Genomic DNA, 22,293 nt, shown 5'->3' on the forward strand with positions numbered 1-22,293 from the left:
TCCTTTTATATTATTTTTAATTATCAAAATTTAAATATTCAGAAACTTTTTGTAAATCATCACGAATTGAAAGTTGTTGTGGACATAGTTTTTCACATTTACCACACTTACGACAATTTTCAGCTTTAGCTTCTGGTTTCATGCTTGCTAGTTTATCCTTGAATTGTTCATGGCTATCATAAACAAATGCATTATTCCAGTATTTAAAATTGCTAGGAATATCGACACCAAAAGGACATGGCATACAGTAACTACATCCAGTACATCCGTTTTTCATACGAGCTTTTAAAGTATCACGAACTTCTTGAATCAACATTAATTCATCTTGATTTAAATATTCAAAATTTTCAAATGTCTTCAAATTATCAAGTACTTGATCGTAAGTTGACATTCCACTTAAAACTACTTTAACATTTGATAAACTAGCTACATAACGTAATGCCCATGATGAAATACTAGCATCAGGATTATAATCTAAGAATTTTTGAGCAATATCTTTTGGTAAGTTAGCCAAAGAACCACCTTTAATTGGTTCCATAACTACAATTGGTACTTGCATTTTTTCAGCTAACTGATACCCTTTCATACCAGCTTGAATATCCATATCCATATAATTTAATTGTAACTGACAAAAATCCCAATTATGATATTCCAAAATTTCTTTAAATACAGGATATTCATCATGAAAACTAAATCCTAAATAACGAATTTTTCCAGCTTCTCTTAATTTTTCACACATCCCAATCAAATCATATTCGATTACTTTTTGCCATTTTTCACTATCTAAAGCATGTAATAAATAGAAGTCAACATATTCAACATCTAATCTTTTTAACTGATCTTCAAAAATCTTTAAAGCCTCTTCTTGACTATTAACCTTCCATACTGGTAATTTTGTTGCCAAAAAGAAACTATCACGACGATATTTTTTTAATACTTTACCAACAAAAGGTTCACTATCGCCATTATGATATGGATAAGCAGTATCAATATATGTTACCCCTGAAGCGATTGCTTTATCAATCATTTTTTCGGCTTCTGTTTCATTAATCTTACCATCTTCAGTTAATGGAAAACGCATACATCCAAATCCTAATAATGATGGTTCAATTCCTAATTTTTCAAATCTTTTAACTTTCACTATTATTTCCTCCTACAACATACTTTTATTATACTACTAAGTAATAAATTAGTGCAATTTTAAATATTTTTAAGAAATTTCTTTAAATATTTATGATAGAATGATAAAAAGGAGTTTTTTAAACAATATGATAAAGAATTGTCGAATATTTGATTATTTATTAATTACTTTGAGTATAATTTCAATCATTTATTTTATAATCTTAGTAATTAATTCTAGATTTATAACTGCTTATTTTATTTACCCTATTTTTTCAATAATTACTGGTTTTTATAGTTTTTATGAACTAAAAAATAAAGTTAGTATTTTATCTAATTTACCCAAAGGGATAAATTACAGTATCAAAGCTATTTTAATTTTAGGAATTACAGTATTTGTAGTAATTGAAAGCTTAATTATTTATGAATCTAACAATAAATATAATCATGAATGTGATTATGTAATTGTTCTAGGAGCTAGATTAAATGGTTCATCGCCTTCACCATTACTTCGCTATCGATTAGAAGCAGCTTTACAATATCATCAAAAATTTCCTAACACTAAAATTATTGTTAGTGGCGGTCAAGGCGATGGCGAAAATATAAGCGAAGCCAAAGCAATGAAAGATTATTTAGTAGAAAAAGGTATTGATGAATCACTTATTATTACCGAAGATAAAAGTACTAATACAAATGAAAATATTATTTATAGTAAAGAAATTATTGAAGAAAAAACAAATAAAGATTATGATGTTGTAATTATTACTAATGGTTTCCACTGTTTTCGAAGTAAACTGCTTGCAAATAAACATAATTTAACAGCCCATACATATGCTGCTAAAGAAAGAGATGATACTGCACCACACTATTATTTAAGAGAGTTTTTCGGCTGTTTAAAAGATATTCTTTTATCTTAAATTTCCAAAATGTTCCCATATTTATATAAAATTTACTTTGATATAATATTTTTACGGAGGAAAATCTATGTTTAGTAAATTATATATTACCATTAGGGCAAAAGATCAATTAGATGATGCCATTATTGACCCTCTTTCTTTTATTTTGATTGACTGGAACGTCGATGGTTCTTTAATTGATTGGGATATTTATCCAGATCGTGCTAAGTTAGAAATCAATATTGAAAATGACAACTATCAACATTACGATATCACCTTTCAAGGCATGCAAAATATTATGGAATTATGTTATGAGTATGAATTCGTTATGACAATCATTGATAATGATGATAGCCAGGAAATCTATACGACATATTACAGTACTTATAATTCTAGTAATTTTGAAACTGAGGTTTCTGAATTACTTAGCTAAAAGTATAAAGATTGTTTTCTTTATACTTTTATTTATGATTAAACTCCTAAAATATGTTCTTCTTCCTATAAAATCACACATAAAATACATTTTTTTACATTTGTTTTCAAAAAATTACAAATTTATTTAAATAATATATTTTTAATAACAAATAATTAATCTTATTTTAAGTTTGCGATTTTACATATTTTGCAAGATAAAGTAAAATAAATCAAGGAGGGAAGAAAATGGGAGAAATTAGCAACGGAACTAGAATTTTATTAATTCAATACCTATTAAAAAGATTAACCGATCAAAATCATGCTCTATCACGAGATGAGTTGATTTCAAGAATCAGTTCTATTAGTGCTTCTGTTTCAGGAAATACAATTAAATCAGATATTGAATCAATTAAAACATTTGATAATCTAATTAATGTTTACAATGATATACTAATTCAACCTTTTGAAAGTAATAGTGGTGGTAAGATAAACTATGTAACAAAACAAAAAAAAGGTTCTTACGTAGAAAAGCCATTTTATAGTGATGCGCAACTTATTTTATTAGCCAACCTATTAAATAAAATATCATATTTAGAAAATCAAGAAGAACCTAAACTAATTGAAAAAGTTTTATCTGATAGTTCGATATACCGTATTAATCATTATCATCTATTAGATAACATAAATAGTACTAATGATAATTCAATTTACAGTAATCTAGAATTAATAATCAATGCCATTAATAGTCATTCATGTCTAGATTTTAAATGCTTAGAGTATAATATCATTAACAATAAACTAACTGATACTGTTAATTCCCGATCAATATTGTTATATCCGACAAATATTGAACTAAAAAATGATTTAGTTTATGTTTCTGGCTATCAATATACAAAGGATGCCGATTTTGAATTAAAATATTATCGTTTAGATAGAATTACTGATTTAAAAATTTGTTACTGTCCAAAAAATATTCAAAATAAAATGGAAGCTTTTAAAACAAATACATGGCAAAAAAGCGATCCATTAAAACTTGATACTAAAAACAAAATCAACCTAAAATTACGTGTATATTTAGGTAATACTGATATTTTTGAAAAATTAGCACTATATTTTAAAAATAATATTAGCCAGATTGAACAATTTCATCAATTTATTGAAGTTTCAATTAATGACGTTAATAATGATAATGATCTACTTACAAATCTATTACAAATAGCTAGTCATGTTGAGGTTTTAAAACCAATTGAACTTAGAGATAAATTGAAAGATGAAATTCAAAGAATGTATACGATTTATCGAATATAAAATCATCGTTGAATAATCGATGATTTTTGGTCCTATAATTTAAACAGAGTATTTATAAATCTTCGTTTAAATTATAGAGCCATTTTTTATTTATCAATAACTTTACCGTATAAAAAACATAATTACCCTTTTTACATATGGTTTAATTATGTTATTTTCTTACAATAGTATATTTTATAAAATATTGGTTTATAAAATAATAAAACTAGAAACCATAGTAATTTCTAGTTTTTATTTCGCCTTTAAATTATAAATAATAAACTTTATCTATAACATTTAATTTTAAGCGAGTATTAAATTTTATATAGTGTGTTAATCTTACTTCTATTATAAAATCATATATGCCCTATATAAATGGGGCGGACGATGGGAATCGAACCCACGCATGCCAGAGCCACAATCTGGTGTGTTAACCACTTCACCACGTCCGCCATATTAAAATAAAAGTAATAAAAACTGGGGCGGACGATGGGGATCGAACCCACGCATGCCAGAGCCACAATCTGGTGTGTTAACCACTTCACCACGTCCGCCACATTAAAATAGATTTTTCGCTTAACGCAAGAAAGATTATATATAATATTTTACAAAAAGTAAAGAGAAAAATAAAAAATTATAAAAGTTTTTCTCTAATACTATTATAAAAACCAAATATTTAATAAAATCCCACTAAATAAGCGGGATTTTACCATTCTAAATCAATGTACCTTGTTTACCCCAGTTTGGATATTCATCAAAAGATACATAAATATCATCAACATCAATATTTGTCGTTTCTTTGATCATCACAACTAACTTTTCAGTAAATTCTTTTTTAGCATTTAAATCAACTTTATTATATAATTTAACAGCAATCATCATACATGGAATATCTTCGCCACGGAAATACATGATTTGATTATCTTCTAGATGTAACATTAAATTTTCTTCTTTTTTACCTGGCAAAATACTAATCAATTCCCCAGTTCTTTTAGCGATTTCATTTTCTTGACGAAGTGTCAATTTATGATTAGTTGTAAATGAAATAAATGGCATAATAAAAACCTCCTTTGTCTTATACTATATTATTCTACCATTGTTTTATTCTAATGTTAATAAGATAATGGTAGAAGTTATTATTTTATACTACAGTATTAATGTGTATTTTAAATTAACAATATTATCGAACTAGCAAAAAAGCACTCTATTGCTTTATTTATTTGATTATGGTACAATAAAAGTGCAAAAGTAGCAATATAATTTTCATAGTATCACAAGTATTAGAAGATTGTATTACCTTTATGTACCACCCACAATCCGATATTTGTGATTACGCGAGTTACATAGAGTATTTCCTTTTTGCACATATTTCAAGGAGGTACCAACAATGAGTACAGGAAAAGTTAAATGGTTTAACCAAGAAAAAGGTTATGGATTCATTACTGATGACGAAGACGGAAAAGACGTTTTTGTTCATTACACAGCAATTAATGCTGAAGGATTTAGAACATTAGAAGAAGGACAAATCGTTGAATTTACTATTAATCAATCTGATCGTGGTCCTCAAGCTCAAAACGTAACAGTTAAATAGCGTTATAAAAACCCATAACTGGGTTTTTATTTTTTAGTCAATTATTTTATAATGTGCCAATGCTTTATAAATGCCGCCATCATTAATATCACCAGTGATATATTCACAAGCTTTTTTAGCTTCATCAACACCATTTAACATAGCTATTGAATGCCCCACCGCTTTAAACATTGGTATATCATTAAGGCCATCACCAAAGGCATAACTATCTTCTACTGAAATATTTAATATTTTCAATAATTTTGTTATCCCCACCCCTTTATCATAACCAATGACTGTGGCATCAGCTGAATTATGTCCGCTATGAACATTAAATATTATACGATCATCAAAATATTTTGCAATTTGGTTAAAATGTTTTTCATCTTTAAAATGTACATCAAACATATGTGCATTAATATCAGATAATTTAAAATCTTCAATATAATAAGGATGTTTAAAATCATTTTGCATATCCAATAATTTATTAGCTTCAATATTAAAAGCATAACCATTATAACTGCCATTAAAATTATAACCGCATTTTAATTTCATAAAGCCATCCACAAAATATTTCACTTCCTGTAAAGTTAATGGTTCATCTAAAATGATTTGATCTTTATATACGATATATCTTCCATTACCACAAATAAAACCATCTACATATTTTTGATAATGCTCTTTAGCATAAATATAAGGTCGTCCTGAACAAATAAAAATATAATGACCTAATTGTTTTAGCTTATTTAAAGCCGTAATTGTATCAGCAGGGATAATATTTTTATCAGCAAAAGTTCCGTCAATATCAAAGAAAAAAATTTTTTTATTCATTATTATTTTCCTCCTCATTTAATTATACAAATAATTAAATTATTTGTATAATAGTTTATTGTAATAAAGGATATTCTTGCTTTTTTTGATGATTACGATATACTTTTTTATAAATACTAATATTATTTATATGAGGTTATTATGGAAACTTATGACGCAATCAAAATAAATGAACAAAGTTATTATATAAATGATGAAGACCAGGATTCTTGTTATTTAATTATTGGAGAAAATAAGGCTTTATTAATTGATTTAGGCTTATTTAAAAAGCCTTTATTACCTACTATCAAAGCTTTAACAAATAAAGATCTTATTGTTGTTTGTAGCCACGGCCATGTCGACCATATTGGCACAATCAATGAATTTGATAATGTCTACTTATCACATTTAGATAAAGACGTTTACTTTGATAATCAAAAATTACAGCCAGATTTTCCATTGATTGATTTTAATAACATCAAAGATTTAAAACCATATCAAAAATTTGACTTAGGCCAAATAACAATCGAAGCAATCCCATTAGCTGGTCATACTCCTGGATCAATGATTTTTTTAGATACTAAAAATCACGCTGTCTATACTGGTGATGCCATTGGTTCTGGCTGTGGTGTCTGGATGCAATTATTTCATAGTTTAAATTTAAAAATGTACCAAAAAAATCTAAAACAAGCTATTGATTACTTAGAAAAAACTGGTGTCGATCAAACATGGAAATTCTGGGGTGGTCATAACCAGCAAGAATCAATGTCAAAAGTCAGCTCATTTAATCGTCTGGATTTTGATTTAATGAAAGATATGTATCAATTATGTATTAAGTTAATCAATCATGAAATAACCGGTGTATTAAATCAAGCTCCTACTTTTGATAATCATCAGGCATTTTATGCCAGCTATCAAAAAGCAGAAATGATTTTTCAAGAAAACAGTTTAAAGTGAAATTAATAATTTCACTTTTATTATTTTGAAATAATCTATGATAAAATAAAAGCTATATCGGAGGTACTTTTATGAAAACAATAAGTGGTTTAAATTATACTCTAAAAATTAAAGAATTAATAAAAAACACTATCAACGAAGCTCAAAAAAACATTTTTGAAAATTATTATTTCATCGTTGATGATCCTCTTTTCTTTGAAGAAGCATTTTTCAAATATACTGACACTCTTTTTAATATCAGAATCATAACATATAATACTTTAATCAATAATTTATTAAACCATTATCAAATATATAACCAACAAAAACTATCTAAATTAGAAACTATCTTAATGATCAAACAAATAATCGAAACAAACAACTATATTTTTAACACTAATAACAAAATGGAATTAATCCCAGAAATCATCAATATCTTAGAGCTTTTTTATTTAGAAGAATTAGACAATCCTGATATTGAAACTCTACCAGATTTATCTAAACAAAAAATTACAACAATTATTGATATTTATAAACAATTTAAACTTGCAACGCCTAAAGATAAATGTTTTCAATATGAAGATCTTTTATTTAATCACTTTAATGATTTACTTAAAAATAATCATTATTGTTTTATAACTGAAAAAATTTTTACCAAACATCGTTATAAATTAATTAATCAGCTTGCTAGTATTAGTGACGTAACTATTTTAATGAATAACAGTGATGATAATCGTGATTTAAATAAACCATTTATAAATTATTATGATAAAGATAACGATATTATCAAAGATGATGATCTTTATTTAAATCATTTAAATACTTATACATTTTCATTGCAGGCACCAAAATTTAATGATCAAAGTCCATTATATAAAATAGCTCAAACAACACCTAAAGCCGAAATTGAAAGTGTCATTTTAAACATCTATCAAGATATTGTTGATAACCAGACTTACTATCATGATTATGCTATTTATTATCCTAATCATGAATATAAAATGTTACTAATCAACACTTTAGAACAATTTAATATTCCTCATAATCTTAGTAAAAGTCTAATTTTTAAAGAAATGAATGCTTGTCTTTCATTTCTTAAATATAAAATAAATAAGCAAAAAGATGATTTATTAGATCTTCTTGATAGCAGGATGTTAAAGAAATTCAATGATTTAAATTATCTTGATCGTATTAAAAAGAATTATTTAGAAAATAATGTCTTAGATGATCCATTTTCAAATTATGATTTTAATCAATGTGTTACTTTAAATGATTATGTCAAAATAATGCTTGAATTTATTGATCAAGAAATGATTACTAATGAAAATGTCATTACACTAATCAATTATTTTAAGGAATTTCAAAGTACTCAAGAATTTTCTCTATCTGATTTTTATATTCTGATTAAAAAAACTAAGCCTGAATTAAAAGAAGATAAAAAGCCATGTAACGATCATCTTTATTTATTAAATTATGATCAATGTTATAGTGGTATTCTTGATTGTAAAAAGGTCTATTTAACTGGAGTTAATGAAACAGTTGTTCCACTTCAATTTAAAGATACCGGTATTTTATTAGACCAGGATCTAAAAAGCTTAAAATTACCAGATTTAAGTTATCAAATCGGTTCTAATCAAAATAATATTTTAAAAGCATTAAACAGCAATAATAACTATTTAGTTATCAGTTTTGCTAATGCTTCAATAGATGGTCAGCCTTTATTAAAATCATCATTATATAATCAGTTAAATAATATGTTTGATATTAAAAATATTGATATTAGTAAAGATTATTTACATCAAAGTTTAAAGAAAAATCTTTATCTAAAAGGTCAGCAAGATTCAAAGCAAACAGCTTTAAATACAATGATTGATAAATATATTCAAAGTCGTAATCAGCCTGGTAGCCTAACAACACCACTATTTTCTAATTACCTTTCTGCTAGTAAATTAGAAACTTATAATGGCTGTCCTTATAAATATTACAATCAATATGGCTTAAAATTATATCCTTTTAAAAAGCCATCTTTTCAAACAAATGAAATTGGTTCAATTGTCCATTATGTACTAGAAAAAACTAAAGAGTTATTTAGTCAGCCGGTCATTGATGTTGACACATTACCAGATATAATTGAAAAATATGTAAACGAATATATCGATAATAATGAACTAAATGATCGTTTGAATGATTACAATAATATTTATATTATTAAAACTGTTAAACAGGATTTATTAAATACTATTATTGTATTAAATCAGCAGTTGCAAGCTTCTGATTTTGAAATTGTTGGCAGTGAAATTGAAATCAAAAGAAAATATCCAGATTTCAACTTTACTGGTATTGTTGATCGCGTTGATCAAAGTGATAATTATTTAAAAATTATCGATTATAAATCAAGTAATAAAGATTTAGATATTTCACTGGCAATCCAAGGCTTTAATATTCAAATGCTGCTATATCTTGATACTTTAGCTTCTAAACAGCAATTAGATTTAGGAGGATTATTGTATTTCAATACTAAAAAAAGAATTCTAGCCAGCAGTTTAAAAATAACTGAAGAAGAATCAAGCGAAAATTTCTTTAAGCAATATCGTATGAATGGTTATGTAAATGAAGAAGTGGTTACAAGAGTCGATAATGAATTTGAGCGTAATTCCAATATTATTAAAGCACGCTATGTAAAAAAAGATGATTGTTATAAAGGAAATATTTTAAGCAGTTTTGCTTTAAAACGATTAATTGATTATGTAACTGGTCATATTGAAAAACTATATGATAGTTTAAGTCATGGTAATATTCAAATTGCTCCTAAAGGCAGCGATGATCCAGCTATTTTCACTAAAGTTAATCCATGTACTTACTGTAATTATCGTGCTATCTGTAATTTCGATGTTTTCTATAACGAATACACTCTTGTTAATAATGAAAATTTAGAATATTTAATAAAGGAAGGTGAAGATAATGCCAATTAACCCATTAAACAGCGGTCAAGAAGAAGCCGTAACTAGTCGGGGCTGTTCAATTCTTGTTTCTGCTCCAGCTGGTTCTGGCAAAACAAAAATTTTAGTTAATCGAATCATGGCATTAATCGAAGAAGATGGCTATAATGTTGATCAGCTTTTAGTTCTTACTTTTACTAATGCTGCTGCATTGGAGATGAAACAGCGTTTACAAGTTTCCCTAGATCAGCGTCTTCAAGAAAATATCAGTGATTCTTTAAAACAACATTTATTAAAACAAAAACAGTTATTACCAAAAGCATATATAACTAATTTCCATGGTTTTTGTAGTACTTTATTAAAACAATATGGTTATCTAATTGACTTAAATAGTAATTTTGACATTACTAGCGATCCAACATTAATCAAACACCAGATTCTAGATCAGTGTATCGCTAAATGGGTTAATGACGACCAGTTTATTGATTTTGTAAACACTTATTTCCCTGATTATTATTTTGGTAAATTTAAAAACGCTATTTTTAAATTTGAAAATTTAAGCAATACAATCTACAATTTTGATCAATATATTGATGATATTAAAACTAATATATATGATCATATAATTAATAACAATGAAGATTCAATTAATACTTGGCCAATTACTAAACCAATCATTTCATTATTAAAAAAACAGGCAATAATGGGAATAAATAAAGTCTATGAACTTGCAAATTTTGCTGATAGTCATAATTTAGGTTTTTACTGCCAAAACCCTTTTGATAGTAATTCAAAAAAAGGAAGTATGCCTACACCATTTGATGCTCACTTAAAATACTATTATGATGTTATTAAAGCAATTGAAAGTAATAATCTTACTGAAATAATTAGAGCAAGCAATACAAAACTAATTAAAAGCTATGATAGTCGTGGTTTATTTAATGAAGATAACGAAGAATATAAAGCTAAGTATAATAGTTTAAAAACAAATGTTATTAAGTTCTATCGTGATAAATTTAATGATTTAGTTTATGATGATTTTGAAGAATTTAAAAAAGTTTTAACTACTTCTATAAAACCATTAGAACAGCTTGTTTTTTATCAAAAAGAATTTAAAAAAGCTTATCAAGAATATAAACAAACTAATAATTTACTAGATTTTAACGACTTAGAAGCTAACGCTTTAAAAATACTGGAGCCACAATATGGTATTGTTGATTTACTTTATCATCAATTAAAAGAAATTATGATTGATGAATATCAAGATACCAATCAAATCCAGGAAACATTAATTGATAAAATTGCTGATTATAAAGAACCAAAGATCAATCGCTTTATGGTTGGGGATATGAAACAATCTATTTATCGTTTTAGAGAAGCCGACCCTGAAATCTTTAATCAAAAATATTTAACTTTTAATCAAATACCAAATACCAAAAGAATTGATTTAAGATATAATTATCGTTCAAATAAAATTGTTCTTGATAGTGTAAACTATATTTTTAATCAAATAATGGATCAGGATATTGGTGGATTGGATTATTATTTAGACGATAGTGCTAAACTTAACTATGATTTCTTAAGAAAAGAAGGTGCTAAAGAAGTCGATGAACGTGAAGAAGTTACTGCCAAGGCATCAAAGCGTTATGATAATGAAACTCGCTTTACAAGTGAAGTTTTACTATCTTATCAAACCGGAACTACTAATGATGATGCTGAATTAGAAGCTAAAATAGTAGCTAAAAAAATCCAGGATATGATTGGAAATTTACAACTTGATAATTTTGATAAAACAACACGACCTGCTAATTATCGTGATATCGTTGTATTAATGCGTAATACTCGTAGTTTTATTGCTTTTAAAAAGATTTTCAATCGTTATCATATTCCTAGTCATATTGTTTTATCACAAGGCTTTTTACAAGAACCTGAGATAATTAGTATGATTCATGTTTTAAAAGCTTTTAATAATCATCTTGATGATATTGCTTTTACAAGTTTATTAACTGGTAATTATTTAATTAGTAATTTTGATGAAAATTTAATTGCGAAAATTAAAACTGATGAATCACTTAGTATGTATGATAATTTAATCAATTATATTAATGAGCAAAAAGATAATTATGAAATATTGGAAAAATTCATTAATTATTATCATCAAATGCGTGATTATTTTATTTATCATAGTGTTAAAGAAGGAATAGAAAAATTTATTGATGATAGTGAATATTTAACATTTTTAGCCTCATTAATAAACGGTAGTCAAAGAGTAGCTAATATTGAATTATTTATTGAAAAACTAGGAGAAATGAATGATGATTCTTTAAATAGTATTACCACTAAATTTACAAACATGTTGGAAAATGGTATTGGTGTTTCTCCTGCAACCGTTTCTAGTAATGATGATAACGTTGTTTCTTTTATGACAATTCATAAATCAAAAGGTTTAGAATTCCCAATTGTTTTTGTTTCTAATTTACAAAATAAATTTAATTTACAAGATGCAAGAGAACAGATCATCAGTGATAAACGACTAGGAATTGCAATCAAGCCCCGGGTTAAAGTTGATTTACCACCATATCGTGATGTTGTTGTTGAATATGAAAATAAATATCGTAAAGTCATTGCCAGCTACCAGACCAATGAAGCTATCAATGAAGAAATGCGTATTTTTTATGTTGCTTTAACAAGGGCTTCTCAAAAATTAATTTTAACTGGATTAATTAAAGAACCTCAAGATATCATTAAATATCAAGAATACGTAATAACTAATGGAACAGATTTTATTAAAAATCCACAGTGTCAGGATAAAGTTATTTTGTATCATAACGCTAGAATGCAAAATAGTTATATGGATTGGCTAATGGTTTCATTAATGAGTCATGATAATATCATTGAACAAGGAATCAATAAAAATTTATTAGACTCTAATCATGAAGATGAATTAATCGAACAAATTAAACATAATTTCCAAACTATTATGATTCATCAAAATAAAAATCTGATTCAAGATAATACTAAACATAGTAAATTTTCAATTAAGATTTTTAGTCATGATGATATTGAACAACAGATTATTATCAATAACTCACAAGAATCAAAATTAGATTTAAAAAATTATCAGCACTATAACGACTTTGTCTATCCATATCCAACCAACCTTGATAAAGCTATTGCTGTAACTAGAAAAATCGAAGATGGTGACCGTAGTTTCAGTGATATTAGTTATGATAGTAATGATATTAATGTTGATGCTAGTACGCGAGGAACAATTATTCATAGTTTCTTAGAACATTTAAAAATAATACCAGAATTAGATTTTAAACAAGAAGTTATTCGTTTAAAAGAATCTAATTTATTTAATGATGATGAATGGTCCATTATCGAGCGATATTTACCTCATTTACAAGAATTTGTCGCTAGTGATGTCTTTAGCTTAATGGCAAATAGTCAGCATTTATATCAGGAAAAAGAATTTTCAATGCTTGAAAACGGACAAATAATCCATGGTATTTTTGACGTTGTATGTATCAATAATGATGAAATAACTGTAATTGATTATAAAACTGATAATTTAAATAAAAATACTGATGATAAAACATTAATTGCTTTACATCAGCCTCAATTAGAGTATTACAAAAAAATCTTAGCTCGTATTTTTAAATCAGCTAAGATCAAAGCCATCGTCTATTATTTACATATTGACCGTTATGTATCATTTTAAAGAATCAAGGAATAGCAAACGCTATTCCTTATTTTTTTACTTAACTACAATATCTTGAATATTTTTTAAAATGATTTTTGTTTTACCATTTTCATCAATTTCTTTTTCAATATCAATACCATCTAAATAATCTTCAACATTTAATTCAATAATTCGATCATCATCTAAAACCAGCTTACAACGTGACATTCGATCTAAAGAAATTGGAACATTAACAATTTCATCATCTTCTTCTATTCCTAAATCTTTCATGATTGTTTCTACTTCTTCACTAGCATTATAATCATCACCCATTACTTTTTTAGCTAATTCTAATGGTTTTACTGGTCGATGTTCCATGACTAAATCCACTAATTCTTTTTTTACAACTGGTAATGGATCTCCATCGATTACATTATATTGACTATCTACTTTTTTAACTACCTTATTAACAATGCTCATTTTTTGTTTATCAGTAAGCTTTGGTTCACCTTTAATATACTGTTCATTTAAATAATATCCCGGTTTACCATCAATCATAAATCTTTTTTCAATGATTGATAAAATACTATCTTCAACATTGATAATAATTGCTTCTTCAACTGCTGTAGTTTTATTTGGTAAAATCTGCTGATTAACAAAGCGTATACTTTGTTTTCCATCAACTTCTTCAATTAAACTCATTGGCATTGTTTTATAGTTTAATTTAATTACTAAAATATATTTTTTACCATCAACTTTCAATTCAACAAACATTAAATTAGCATTAGGCATTTCTTCAATCTTAGTACAAAGATTAAAAAGATCTTGAGTAATCTTAATAGATTCTTCTTTGAATGTTTCATCACTTTCTAACATATTTCTAGCTGCTTGTAGTAAATGATGCTGACTACCAACTACTAATTCTTTAATACCAGTATTTTCTAAACATTTTTCAATTTTTTTATCATAATATTCAGTTGTTCCTTCTACTAAATTGATAAAAGTATCCGAATAAATTACTTTACTATGTTCTAAATCCAACATATGAATCAATATTTTATCAATTATAATTGTATTATTCATCTTTTCATCACCATGACAAGTATACCATATTTAAGAAAAATACGATATAATAAACTCGGTGATAAAAATGAAAATAATTATAGCTCCAGCTAAAATAATGAAAAACAAACAATTAAATATTAAACAGACTGATTTATTATTCCCTAATAAAACTGCCTATCTTCATCAATACTTACAAAATTTTAGTGTTGAAAACCTTCATGATATGATGAAGATTTCTTTTAAGATGGCCCAAACAGTCTATGATTATTATCATAATGATGATATTAAAACTACACCTGCCCTTTTTTGTTATCAAGGAACAGTGTTAAAACAGCTTAATTTACAAACTTACGATGAATCCGATTTTGACTATTTAGATAAATATTTAACTATTTTATCAGCATATTACGGTATTTTAAAATACAATACTGGTATTACTCCTTATCGCTTAGATATGACGATGAAATTAAATATCGATCTTTATCAATATTGGCAACAAGAAGTTGATGATTATTTTAAAAATGAAGATTATCTTATTTCTTTAGCGTCTAACGAATTTGTGAAAATGGTCAATCATCCTAATATCATTAATCTAGATTTTGTTGAAGATCGAGGTGGTAAATTAACTCGTAATTCAATGTACGTTAAACAAGCTAGAGGGAAAATGTTAGAGATAATGGTTAAAAATAAAATCACGTCTTTAAAAGATATCCAAGAAGTAACTTTTGATGATTATGTTTATCAGCCGTCTTTATCAACTGAAAATAATTTTGTCTATCTTCGTGATGGTAAAAAAACATATAAAAAATTATAACCAGATTAACTAATCTGGTTATTTGTTTAAGTATTCTTTTAAAAAGGCTATTAAGCGCTCCATTTGTTCATCACTGCCAATACTGATCCGTAAATATTGATCAATTCGTTCTTGATTCCAATGGCGAACAATAATTCCCGCTTTTCGTAACGCTAAAAATAACTCTTCACCATCAACATCAGGGTGTCTAACAAAAACAAAGTTAGCATAACTGTCTGGAACTATAAAACCTAAATCTTTAAGTTCTTTTTTTACTTTTTCTCTAGTATTAATTATTTTTTGACATTTATTTTTAGTATCTTGATCATCTAGAATGCTAGCTAGACATACTTGTTGAGCTATATAGTCAATTGGATAAGAGTTAAAAGAGTTTTTAACATCATATAGATGACTAATTGCCTCTTCACTTCCTAAAGCCACCCCAAGACGAATTCCAGCTAATGAACGTGATTTTGAATAAGTTTGAATTACTACTAAATTATCATACTTATTAATTAACGGTACACAACTTTTGCCACCAAAATCTATGTAAGCTTCATCAATAACTACGATACTATCAGGATTATTTTTTAGCACGGTTTCAATAAAATCCAAATCAACTAACAAACCAGTTGGTGCATTAGGATTAGGAAAAATGATACCGCTGTTAGGCTGATTAAAATCAGTAACGTTGATACTAAAATTATCATTTAATCTTACTAATTGATAATTAATCTGATACAAATTACAGTATACCGGATAAAAAGAATAAGTTATATCTGGAAATAAAACCGGATCTTCCCCATTAAAAAAAGTTAAAAATGTTAATGCTAAAACTTCATCAGATCCATTTCCTAAAAAAACCTGTTTTTCATCTAAATTATAATAATCAGCTAAAGCCTTCCGCAGCGTATTAGCGTCACTGCTTGGATATAGTCTTAGTTTTTCAATATCAATATTAGCTAAAACTTCCTTTACTTTATCACTTGGGCCATATGGATTTTCGTTAGTATTCAATTTTATCATATCAACAATTTTTGGTTGTTCCCCTGCAACATATGGTTCAACGCATCGTAGTTTATCTTGCCAGCTCATTTTTATTCCCCCTTAAATATTTATCATTTCTGCAATTAAATCAGCTACATGTTCTACTTGTTTATCAGCATGTTTACAAATATCATCTTCAACATGGTTAAAAGTATAACCCCAAGTTGCACTTTCAAACATACTAATATCATTATATGAATCCCCTATTGCATAACTGATTAATTTGTCATCAAGCAAGTTGACTAATGTTTCAATCCCCGTTCCTTTAGTACAATTACTAGGTGTAATATCTAAATAAATAGTATTTAATGTACCATGGGCTTCAAAGTCGTAATTTTCTTTAATATAATTTTGAATTTTCAATAAGTTATCAATATTTTGATCATCCTGATGTAAAGCAATGATATCAAATTCTTTTACCAATGGATATTCTTTTAAAAAATTATAATCATTACTTTCAATAATCTTACCATTATGATCATATTCATAAGTAACGCCTTGAAAATATGCCAAGGTTTTTTGCCCATCATAGAAATACAACCATAAATCAGGATAATTTAAGCAATGTTCAATAATCTTAGAACCAATTTGATTAGAAATCACTTTTTTAAACAATTCTTGTCCTTGATCATCAATAATCTGTGCTCCATTATTTAAAACTAAATAATCATATTTTAAATCTAATTGTCTAATTGCCTTGATTGCTTCTTCATAATTACGCCCCGTATTAAAAGCAAACAAATGACCACTTGCTCTTAATTTTTCAATCATTTCTTTATCCTTATCATAAAGCAAGCCATCTTGATTCATAATTGTTCCATCCATATCACTAAATAAAATCTTTTTCATTATTACCTCCAGGCTATACCAGATCTTCAAAAAGCTGATATAACATTTGATTATTTTTATTTACTTCTGTTAATGCTTCATCAATTTTTTTAGCAACTATTTGACTATCAACTAAACAGACACATTTACCATTTTCACCATGTTCAATCAATTCAATTGCTTTATTAGCCATTCTTGAAGCTAAAATTCGATCTTCGGGCACTGGTGAGCCCCCACGTTGAATATGTCCTAAAACTATCGAACGCCCTGAAAATCCAGTTTCATCGCTAATTCGCCTAGCTAACTTTTCGACATCAAATATTTTTTCACTAGCAATGACAATCGCATGTCGTTTATTATAGACAGTTTCATTTTTTATTAATTCATCAATAATATGCCCTTCATCATAGCCAGTTTTATTTGTAATAACTAATTCACTACCACAAGCTATCGCTGAATATAAAGCCAAACTATCAGCATTATTACCCATAACTTCAACAACAAAACAACGATGATGAGAGCTAGAAGTATCCCGCAATTTATTTACTGCATCAATTATATTATATAAAGCAGTATGAAAACCAATCGTTTCATCAGTACCATTAATATCATTGTCAATAGTTCCAGGAATAGCAATACAATTTATGCCTTTTTTTGACAAAGCTAAAGCACCACGATAACTACCATCTCCTCCAATGACTACTAAATTATTAATTTTTAAATTTTTCAAGTTTTTAACAGCCTGATCTTGAACATTTTCTTCTTTAAACTCTGGTAACCTTGAAGATTCTAAAATAGTTCCGCCTCGTGCTAATATTTCTGAAACGTCACTATAACCCAATTTCTTTATTTTTCCAGCTACTAAACCACAATAACCTTCATAAACACCATACATTTCAAAACCATGCTGGATCCCCACTCTAACAAGTGCTCTAATTGCTCCATTCATCCCTGGGGCATCGCCACCAGAAGTTAATATTGCAATTTTCTCCATTTTACACCCCTCCTATTTTTATAAAAATATATTGCCCCTATATTGTTATTTTTACAAAACCGTTTTGATTTATGATAATGATTATAACATGTTTCTATCCGATAATAAATCTCATGTGATTTATATTTAAATATTATGTCAAATTTTTCCTAGATATCACAGTAATAACACATATAGTGTGCATTTACTAAAATTATTGTCCATTTTGTGTAAATTTTTATTTTTCGTCAAATCTTAACCTATAATACAGTATGAGGTGTAAAAGATGACTAGATTAACTGGAGAAAGAATTGCATATTTACGTGATGAACATAATCTAGAACGTAAAGAACTTGCTAAGATCATCGGCGTTAAACCCCGCACTTTAGCTGCTTATGAGCAAGGAACACGCGATCCTAGTACTAAAGTATTAAGAGCTATGGTCGAGTACTTCAATGTTACATCAGATTATATTCTTGGTTATACTAATAAACCAATTAATTTAGATGAAATACGTGATCAAGAAAATACCTATATTGATTTACCAATTACAATTCAAGTTTCTGCATATAAATATAATATCGTTAAAGATTTTGTTGAATTTATTGCTAATAAAAAAGAAGATTAAGTTACACACTGCATTATAAGTTATTTTATGCAGTTTTTTATCTATAACAAAAAAACTGGAGCAGTACTCCAGTTCTATACCAATTTTTCTAAATCTATTTCTGTTTGATATGTTAATCTAAATCGATAATCTTTTTCAGCCCCTAATATTCTCATAGCAACTTCAGTTTCATCCTGATTATCATTAACACCAAGACCATAATTACCTAGAGTTAGAGTTTGGTTATTGAAATCTGTTTCTAGCGCATTGAATTTTTCAGCAGTTTGATTATAGCACTTAAATTCCTGTTCACCATTGAACAAAGTTACTATTTCTTTAGCAAACTGACAACTTTGATCATTTATCTTCATTGCTTCGAAATTTTCAAATCCACTAGCATTATATTCTACATTAATACTATTAGTTTCACCAGATAAATCATAAGATAAAGCTATCTTAATACTTTCATTTTCATTAATTGATAAATCATAATTAATGTCACTATAAATATTATTTTGATCAGTTACATAAAAATTATAATCTTTATCAAAATCTACATCACCATATTTACTAGCAATTGTTTTTAAATCAGCCTCTATATTTTCAATTTTCTCTACATATGGATCACTATTTTTAACTAAATCACTAAAATCTTTTAATGATCCAAAATAGTATTCAATTATTTCACTACTAGCATCTACTTCTCCTAATGGACCAACAGTTATCGCACTTTCTGGTGTCGTACCATTACCACTTGCAGTTGCCATATCTTCACCTAATAGACTACCAAACATAAAAGTTGTTAAAACTGGTGAAAAAATTAAAATTAAAGCTAAAATTGTATAAATATAGTTAGGAAAAGAATTAGTTCTTTTCATTGGCTGATAGCCTTTTTCTAATCGATTACCACAATAGGGGCATACTTTAGCGCTATCAGGAATATTCTTTTTACAATATGGACATTTTTTCATTCAATCACCTACTCATAAATATTTGTCATCCAAGACTTAAATTCTTCAATATATTTTTGCTTTTCTTGAGCTTGTTTATCTTCGTCTTTTATCTCATAGTATTCTTGACTTAAATAAGTATACTCATCAATTGTTTCACCTTTATTAACTAATTTTAGCGTAGGTGTCCAATCAAAATCAAGTTCTTCCCTGATATTATCATAAAAATCAATTTCTTCCTTGCTAGCACCTTCTTTAGAAGCCGCATCACGAAAAGCCTGAATATTTAAATAATAAAGATATGTCCCTTCATTTTCTTCTATATAGGAAGTCAATATCGGGTAGAATTCCTGACAATCCTTGCAATCAGGACGGCCAATATATAATACAAATAGTTCATCGCTATTTAGTTTTTCCTGCAAGCTTTGATAATCAATCTCATGAATTCCTGATAAACTGATATCTTTTTGAATATGCATAGTGGATGCTTTTTGGCATCCACTAATAGTTAAAATTAAAATAATTAAAGTAATTAACTTTTTCATTATTTAAGTAAAGATTGTCCATCCATTTCTTCAGGAATTTCCAATCCTAATAATTGTAAGATAGTTGGTGCTAAATCACCTAATTTTCCACCTTCTTTTAATTCTAAATGAGAATTAGTTACAATTAAAGGTACTTCATTTGTTGTATGTGCTGTAAATGGATTACCTTCTTCATCTAATAACATTTCACTGTTACCATGGTCAGCTGTGATTAACATAGTTCCACCTAATTCGAATACTTTGTCATAAACAGCACCAACACATTCATCAACAACACTTACTGCTTTGATTGCTGCAGGAATAACTCCAGTATGTCCAACCATATCGCAGTTTGCAAAGTTTACAATAACAACATCATAGATATCTTTATCTAATTCAGCGATTAATTTATCTTTTACTTCATAAGCAGACATTTCTGGTTGTAAATCATAAGTAGCAACTTTTGGAGAATTTACTAAAACTCTTGTAGCTCCTTCGATTTCTTTGTCTAAACCACCGTCAAAGAAGAAAGTAACATGAGCATATTTTTCAGTTTCTGCAATACGTAATTGTTTTAATCCTTTAGCTGATAAATAATCTCCTAAAGTGTTAGTTAATTTAGCTAAAGCAAAAGCAATTCCACCATTTACACTATCTGCATATTTCATCATACAAACAAATGTAATATTTTTTGGAACGTTTTTAAATTCATAATCATAGAAACCATCATTTGTAATTACAGTTGATAATTGAATAGCTCTATCTGGTCTAAAGTTAGCAAAAATAATTGAATCACCATCTTGAACTTGTCCATCAACATTTTTGTTATAACCTGGTACAACAAATTCATCATATACTTCTTTTTCATATGAATCTTTAACATATTGAACTGGAGATTCAAATACTTCCCCTTCATGATTAACAATTGCATTGAATGCTAATTCAACGCGATCAAATCTCTTATCACGGTCCATTGCATAATATCTTCCAGAAATAGTAGCAATTTCACCAACACCGATTTCTTCAATTTTATCAACTAATTCTTGAACGAAATCTACACCACTATCAGGAGCAACGTCACGTCCATCTAAGAAAGCATGTACATATACTTTTTCTAAACCTTCTTGTTTAGCTAGTTTTAATAAAGCATAAATATGTTCATTAGAAGAATGAACCCCACCATTAGATAATAATCCCCAAATATGTAATTTTGTATTATTATCTTTTGCATTTTTAATTGCTTTTAAAAATTCTTCATTTTGATAGAAACTTCCATCAGCCACTGCTTTATTGATTAAAGTTAATGATTGATAAACAGTTCTACCAGCACCAATATTTAAATGACCAACTTCACTATTACCCATTTGTCCATCAGGTAATCCTACTGGCATTCCTGAAGCCTTAATTGTAGTTGTTGGATAAATAGCCATTAGATCATCTAGATTAGGGGTATTTGCAAGTTTAACTGCATTCCCATCAATTCGTTCACTTATTCCGTATCCATCCATGATACATAATACAATAGGTCTTTTTTTCATTTATAATTCCTCCGTTTTCATGACAATTATAACTTGTTTACTTATAATAATCAATAAATTAAAACAACTATTGATAGTTAAAATCAATAGTTGCTACTTACTTTTTCTTTTTAGGGGAACTTAAAATGTACATTCCAAAAAAACAAAGTATTAATGGCCAATAACCCTTAACATAATATGCAATTGTTGCTACTATTCCTTGAAAATCCTGAGTTCGGTCCATTGTCAAAATTATCCCTAAAATTATTAAAACAATTCCCGCATTTTTCCTAAAATCCATTTTGATCACCCTTTATATCATATCAAGAGCAA

General features: G+C 27.4%; 20 protein-coding genes and 2 tRNA genes. 9 read left to right on the forward strand and 13 right to left on the reverse strand.

Annotated elements, in window-relative coordinates:
* Window positions 1-16: 16 nt before the first annotated feature.
* Window positions 17-1,141: an aldo/keto reductase gene (locus B5E92_RS03485; RefSeq protein ID WP_087299278.1), complete on the reverse strand. Its 1,125-nt coding sequence runs from the start codon at window positions 1,139-1,141 to the stop codon at window positions 17-19.
* 127 nt (window positions 1,142-1,268) lie between these two features.
* Between B5E92_RS03485 and B5E92_RS03490 the strand changes: the two genes are divergently transcribed.
* The 3 genes from B5E92_RS03490 to B5E92_RS03500 all read left to right on the forward strand — a co-directional run bounded on the left by B5E92_RS03490 (window position 1,269) and on the right by B5E92_RS03500 (window position 3,737).
* Window positions 1,269-2,036 (forward strand): YdcF family protein, encoded by a 768-nt coding sequence (locus B5E92_RS03490; protein WP_087299280.1) that lies wholly within the window; start codon window positions 1,269-1,271, stop codon window positions 2,034-2,036.
* 67 nt (window positions 2,037-2,103) lie between these two features.
* Entirely contained in the window at window positions 2,104-2,448 is a 345-nt protein-coding gene (locus tag B5E92_RS03495; protein WP_087299281.1) for a hypothetical protein, read from the forward strand.
* A gap of 227 nt (window positions 2,449-2,675) precedes the next feature.
* Window positions 2,676-3,737, forward strand: coding sequence for a WYL domain-containing protein (locus B5E92_RS03500; RefSeq protein WP_087299283.1), 1,062 nt, complete (start codon window positions 2,676-2,678; stop codon window positions 3,735-3,737).
* A gap of 355 nt (window positions 3,738-4,092) precedes the next feature.
* On the opposite strand, the gene B5E92_RS03505 is transcribed toward B5E92_RS03500, so the two are convergent.
* From B5E92_RS03505 to B5E92_RS03515, 3 genes are all read right to left on the reverse strand, one after another.
* Window positions 4,093-4,168 (reverse strand) — tRNA-His (locus B5E92_RS03505).
* A 26-nt stretch (window positions 4,169-4,194) separates the two neighbouring features.
* Window positions 4,195-4,270: transfer RNA gene (locus B5E92_RS03510), tRNA-His, on the reverse strand.
* 160 nt (window positions 4,271-4,430) lie between these two features.
* A complete protein-coding gene (locus B5E92_RS03515; protein WP_087299285.1) occupies window positions 4,431-4,772 on the reverse strand; it encodes a phenylpyruvate tautomerase MIF-related protein in 342 nt (113 codons plus the stop codon).
* Between the two features lie 331 nt (window positions 4,773-5,103).
* Between B5E92_RS03515 and B5E92_RS03520 the strand changes: the two genes are divergently transcribed.
* Window positions 5,104-5,307, forward strand: a complete 204-nt coding sequence (locus B5E92_RS03520; protein ID WP_087299287.1) for a cold-shock protein — start codon at window positions 5,104-5,106, stop codon at window positions 5,305-5,307.
* A 33-nt stretch (window positions 5,308-5,340) separates the two neighbouring features.
* On the opposite strand, the gene B5E92_RS03525 is transcribed toward B5E92_RS03520, so the two are convergent.
* Window positions 5,341-6,117 (reverse strand): Cof-type HAD-IIB family hydrolase, encoded by a 777-nt coding sequence (locus tag B5E92_RS03525; protein WP_087299288.1) that lies wholly within the window; start codon window positions 6,115-6,117, stop codon window positions 5,341-5,343.
* Between the two features lie 141 nt (window positions 6,118-6,258).
* Here B5E92_RS03525 and B5E92_RS03530 point away from each other — a divergent pair, with 141 nt between their 5' ends.
* The 3 genes from B5E92_RS03530 to B5E92_RS03540 all read left to right on the forward strand — a co-directional run bounded on the left by B5E92_RS03530 (window position 6,259) and on the right by B5E92_RS03540 (window position 13,695).
* A complete protein-coding gene (locus B5E92_RS03530; protein WP_087299290.1) occupies window positions 6,259-7,053 on the forward strand; it encodes an MBL fold metallo-hydrolase in 795 nt (264 codons plus the stop codon).
* A gap of 71 nt (window positions 7,054-7,124) precedes the next feature.
* The gene (locus B5E92_RS03535; protein WP_087299292.1) at window positions 7,125-10,004 is read left to right on the forward strand and encodes a PD-(D/E)XK nuclease family protein; all 2,880 of its coding nucleotides are present in this window, start codon (window positions 7,125-7,127) and stop codon (window positions 10,002-10,004) included.
* Entirely contained in the window at window positions 9,994-13,695 is a 3,702-nt protein-coding gene (locus tag B5E92_RS03540; protein WP_087299294.1) for a UvrD-helicase domain-containing protein, read from the forward strand. The genes B5E92_RS03535 and B5E92_RS03540 overlap by 11 nt, the downstream gene beginning before the upstream one ends.
* Window positions 13,696-13,731: 36 nt before the next feature.
* Here the strand turns inward: B5E92_RS03540 and B5E92_RS03545 are convergent, their stop codons facing one another.
* Complete coding sequence (locus B5E92_RS03545) at window positions 13,732-14,739, reverse strand: nucleoid-associated protein (protein ID WP_087299296.1); 1,008 nt, start codon at window positions 14,737-14,739, stop codon at window positions 13,732-13,734.
* A gap of 67 nt (window positions 14,740-14,806) precedes the next feature.
* Here B5E92_RS03545 and B5E92_RS03550 point away from each other — a divergent pair, with 67 nt between their 5' ends.
* On the forward strand, window positions 14,807-15,535 hold the full coding sequence (locus B5E92_RS03550) for a YaaA family protein (RefSeq protein WP_087299298.1): 729 nt from the start codon (window positions 14,807-14,809) through the stop codon (window positions 15,533-15,535).
* Window positions 15,536-15,553: 18 nt separating this feature from the next.
* Here B5E92_RS03550 and hisC read toward each other — a convergent pair whose 3' ends face one another.
* From hisC to pfkA, 3 genes are read right to left on the reverse strand one after another with little or no spacing between them, the layout of a single operon-like run.
* Window positions 15,554-16,609 (reverse strand): histidinol-phosphate transaminase, encoded by a 1,056-nt coding sequence (gene hisC / locus B5E92_RS03555; RefSeq protein WP_087299300.1) that lies wholly within the window; start codon window positions 16,607-16,609, stop codon window positions 15,554-15,556.
* A 12-nt stretch (window positions 16,610-16,621) separates the two neighbouring features.
* Window positions 16,622-17,410, reverse strand: coding sequence for a Cof-type HAD-IIB family hydrolase (locus B5E92_RS03560; protein WP_087299303.1), 789 nt, complete (start codon window positions 17,408-17,410; stop codon window positions 16,622-16,624).
* A 13-nt stretch (window positions 17,411-17,423) separates the two neighbouring features.
* Window positions 17,424-18,383, reverse strand: a complete 960-nt coding sequence (gene pfkA, locus B5E92_RS03565) for a 6-phosphofructokinase (RefSeq protein WP_087299305.1) — start codon at window positions 18,381-18,383, stop codon at window positions 17,424-17,426.
* A gap of 265 nt (window positions 18,384-18,648) precedes the next feature.
* On the opposite strand from pfkA, the gene B5E92_RS03570 reads away from it, so the two are divergent.
* Window positions 18,649-18,990, forward strand: coding sequence for a helix-turn-helix domain-containing protein (locus B5E92_RS03570; RefSeq protein ID WP_087299307.1), 342 nt, complete (start codon window positions 18,649-18,651; stop codon window positions 18,988-18,990).
* A 74-nt stretch (window positions 18,991-19,064) separates the two neighbouring features.
* Here the strand turns inward: B5E92_RS03570 and B5E92_RS03575 are convergent, their stop codons facing one another.
* The 4 genes from B5E92_RS03575 to B5E92_RS03590 form a co-directional block, all read right to left on the reverse strand.
* Window positions 19,065-19,940, reverse strand: a complete 876-nt coding sequence (locus B5E92_RS03575) for a zinc ribbon domain-containing protein (protein ID WP_087299309.1) — start codon at window positions 19,938-19,940, stop codon at window positions 19,065-19,067.
* 8 nt (window positions 19,941-19,948) lie between these two features.
* Window positions 19,949-20,464 (reverse strand): thioredoxin family protein, encoded by a 516-nt coding sequence (locus tag B5E92_RS03580; RefSeq protein ID WP_087299311.1) that lies wholly within the window; start codon window positions 20,462-20,464, stop codon window positions 19,949-19,951.
* On the reverse strand, window positions 20,464-21,981 hold the full coding sequence (gpmI, locus tag B5E92_RS03585; RefSeq protein ID WP_087299312.1) for a 2,3-bisphosphoglycerate-independent phosphoglycerate mutase: 1,518 nt from the start codon (window positions 21,979-21,981) through the stop codon (window positions 20,464-20,466). The genes B5E92_RS03580 and gpmI overlap by 1 nt, the downstream gene beginning before the upstream one ends.
* 97 nt (window positions 21,982-22,078) lie before the next feature.
* Window positions 22,079-22,261, reverse strand: coding sequence for a hypothetical protein (locus tag B5E92_RS03590; protein WP_087299313.1), 183 nt, complete (start codon window positions 22,259-22,261; stop codon window positions 22,079-22,081).
* Window positions 22,262-22,293 lie beyond the last annotated feature (32 nt).

Source organism: Erysipelatoclostridium sp. An15, assembly GCF_002160675.1.
Lineage (GTDB): Bacteria > Bacillota_I > Bacilli_A > Erysipelotrichales > Coprobacillaceae > Thomasclavelia > Thomasclavelia merdavium.

What these genes read in the sequence shown, in the direction of transcription:
- B5E92_RS03490 (WP_087299280.1), top strand. Translation starts at nt 1,269, where the DNA reads ATGATAAAGAATTGTCGAATATTTGATTATTTATTAATTACTTTGAGT.
- B5E92_RS03495 (WP_087299281.1), top strand. Translation starts at nt 2,104, where the DNA reads ATGTTTAGTAAATTATATATTACCATTAGGGCAAAAGATCAATTAGAT.
- B5E92_RS03500 (WP_087299283.1), top strand. Translation starts at nt 2,676, where the DNA reads ATGGGAGAAATTAGCAACGGAACTAGAATTTTATTAATTCAATACCTA.
- B5E92_RS03515 (WP_087299285.1), bottom strand. Translation starts at nt 4,772, where the DNA reads ATGCCATTTATTTCATTTACAACTAATCATAAATTGACACTTCGTCAA.
- B5E92_RS03520 (WP_087299287.1), top strand. Translation starts at nt 5,104, where the DNA reads ATGAGTACAGGAAAAGTTAAATGGTTTAACCAAGAAAAAGGTTATGGA.
- B5E92_RS03525 (WP_087299288.1), bottom strand. Translation starts at nt 6,117, where the DNA reads ATGAATAAAAAAATTTTTTTCTTTGATATTGACGGAACTTTTGCTGAT.
- B5E92_RS03530 (WP_087299290.1), top strand. Translation starts at nt 6,259, where the DNA reads ATGGAAACTTATGACGCAATCAAAATAAATGAACAAAGTTATTATATA.
- B5E92_RS03535 (WP_087299292.1), top strand. Translation starts at nt 7,125, where the DNA reads ATGAAAACAATAAGTGGTTTAAATTATACTCTAAAAATTAAAGAATTA.
- B5E92_RS03540 (WP_087299294.1), top strand. Translation starts at nt 9,994, where the DNA reads ATGCCAATTAACCCATTAAACAGCGGTCAAGAAGAAGCCGTAACTAGT.
- B5E92_RS03545 (WP_087299296.1), bottom strand. Translation starts at nt 14,739, where the DNA reads ATGAATAATACAATTATAATTGATAAAATATTGATTCATATGTTGGAT.
- B5E92_RS03550 (WP_087299298.1), top strand. Translation starts at nt 14,807, where the DNA reads ATGAAAATAATTATAGCTCCAGCTAAAATAATGAAAAACAAACAATTA.
- hisC (WP_087299300.1), bottom strand. Translation starts at nt 16,609, where the DNA reads ATGAGCTGGCAAGATAAACTACGATGCGTTGAACCATATGTTGCAGGG.
- B5E92_RS03560 (WP_087299303.1), bottom strand. Translation starts at nt 17,410, where the DNA reads ATGAAAAAGATTTTATTTAGTGATATGGATGGAACAATTATGAATCAA.
- pfkA (WP_087299305.1), bottom strand. Translation starts at nt 18,383, where the DNA reads ATGGAGAAAATTGCAATATTAACTTCTGGTGGCGATGCCCCAGGGATG.
- B5E92_RS03570 (WP_087299307.1), top strand. Translation starts at nt 18,649, where the DNA reads ATGACTAGATTAACTGGAGAAAGAATTGCATATTTACGTGATGAACAT.
- B5E92_RS03575 (WP_087299309.1), bottom strand. Translation starts at nt 19,940, where the DNA reads ATGAAAAAATGTCCATATTGTAAAAAGAATATTCCTGATAGCGCTAAA.
- B5E92_RS03580 (WP_087299311.1), bottom strand. Translation starts at nt 20,464, where the DNA reads ATGAAAAAGTTAATTACTTTAATTATTTTAATTTTAACTATTAGTGGA.
- gpmI (WP_087299312.1), bottom strand. Translation starts at nt 21,981, where the DNA reads ATGAAAAAAAGACCTATTGTATTATGTATCATGGATGGATACGGAATA.
- B5E92_RS03590 (WP_087299313.1), bottom strand. Translation starts at nt 22,261, where the DNA reads ATGGATTTTAGGAAAAATGCGGGAATTGTTTTAATAATTTTAGGGATA.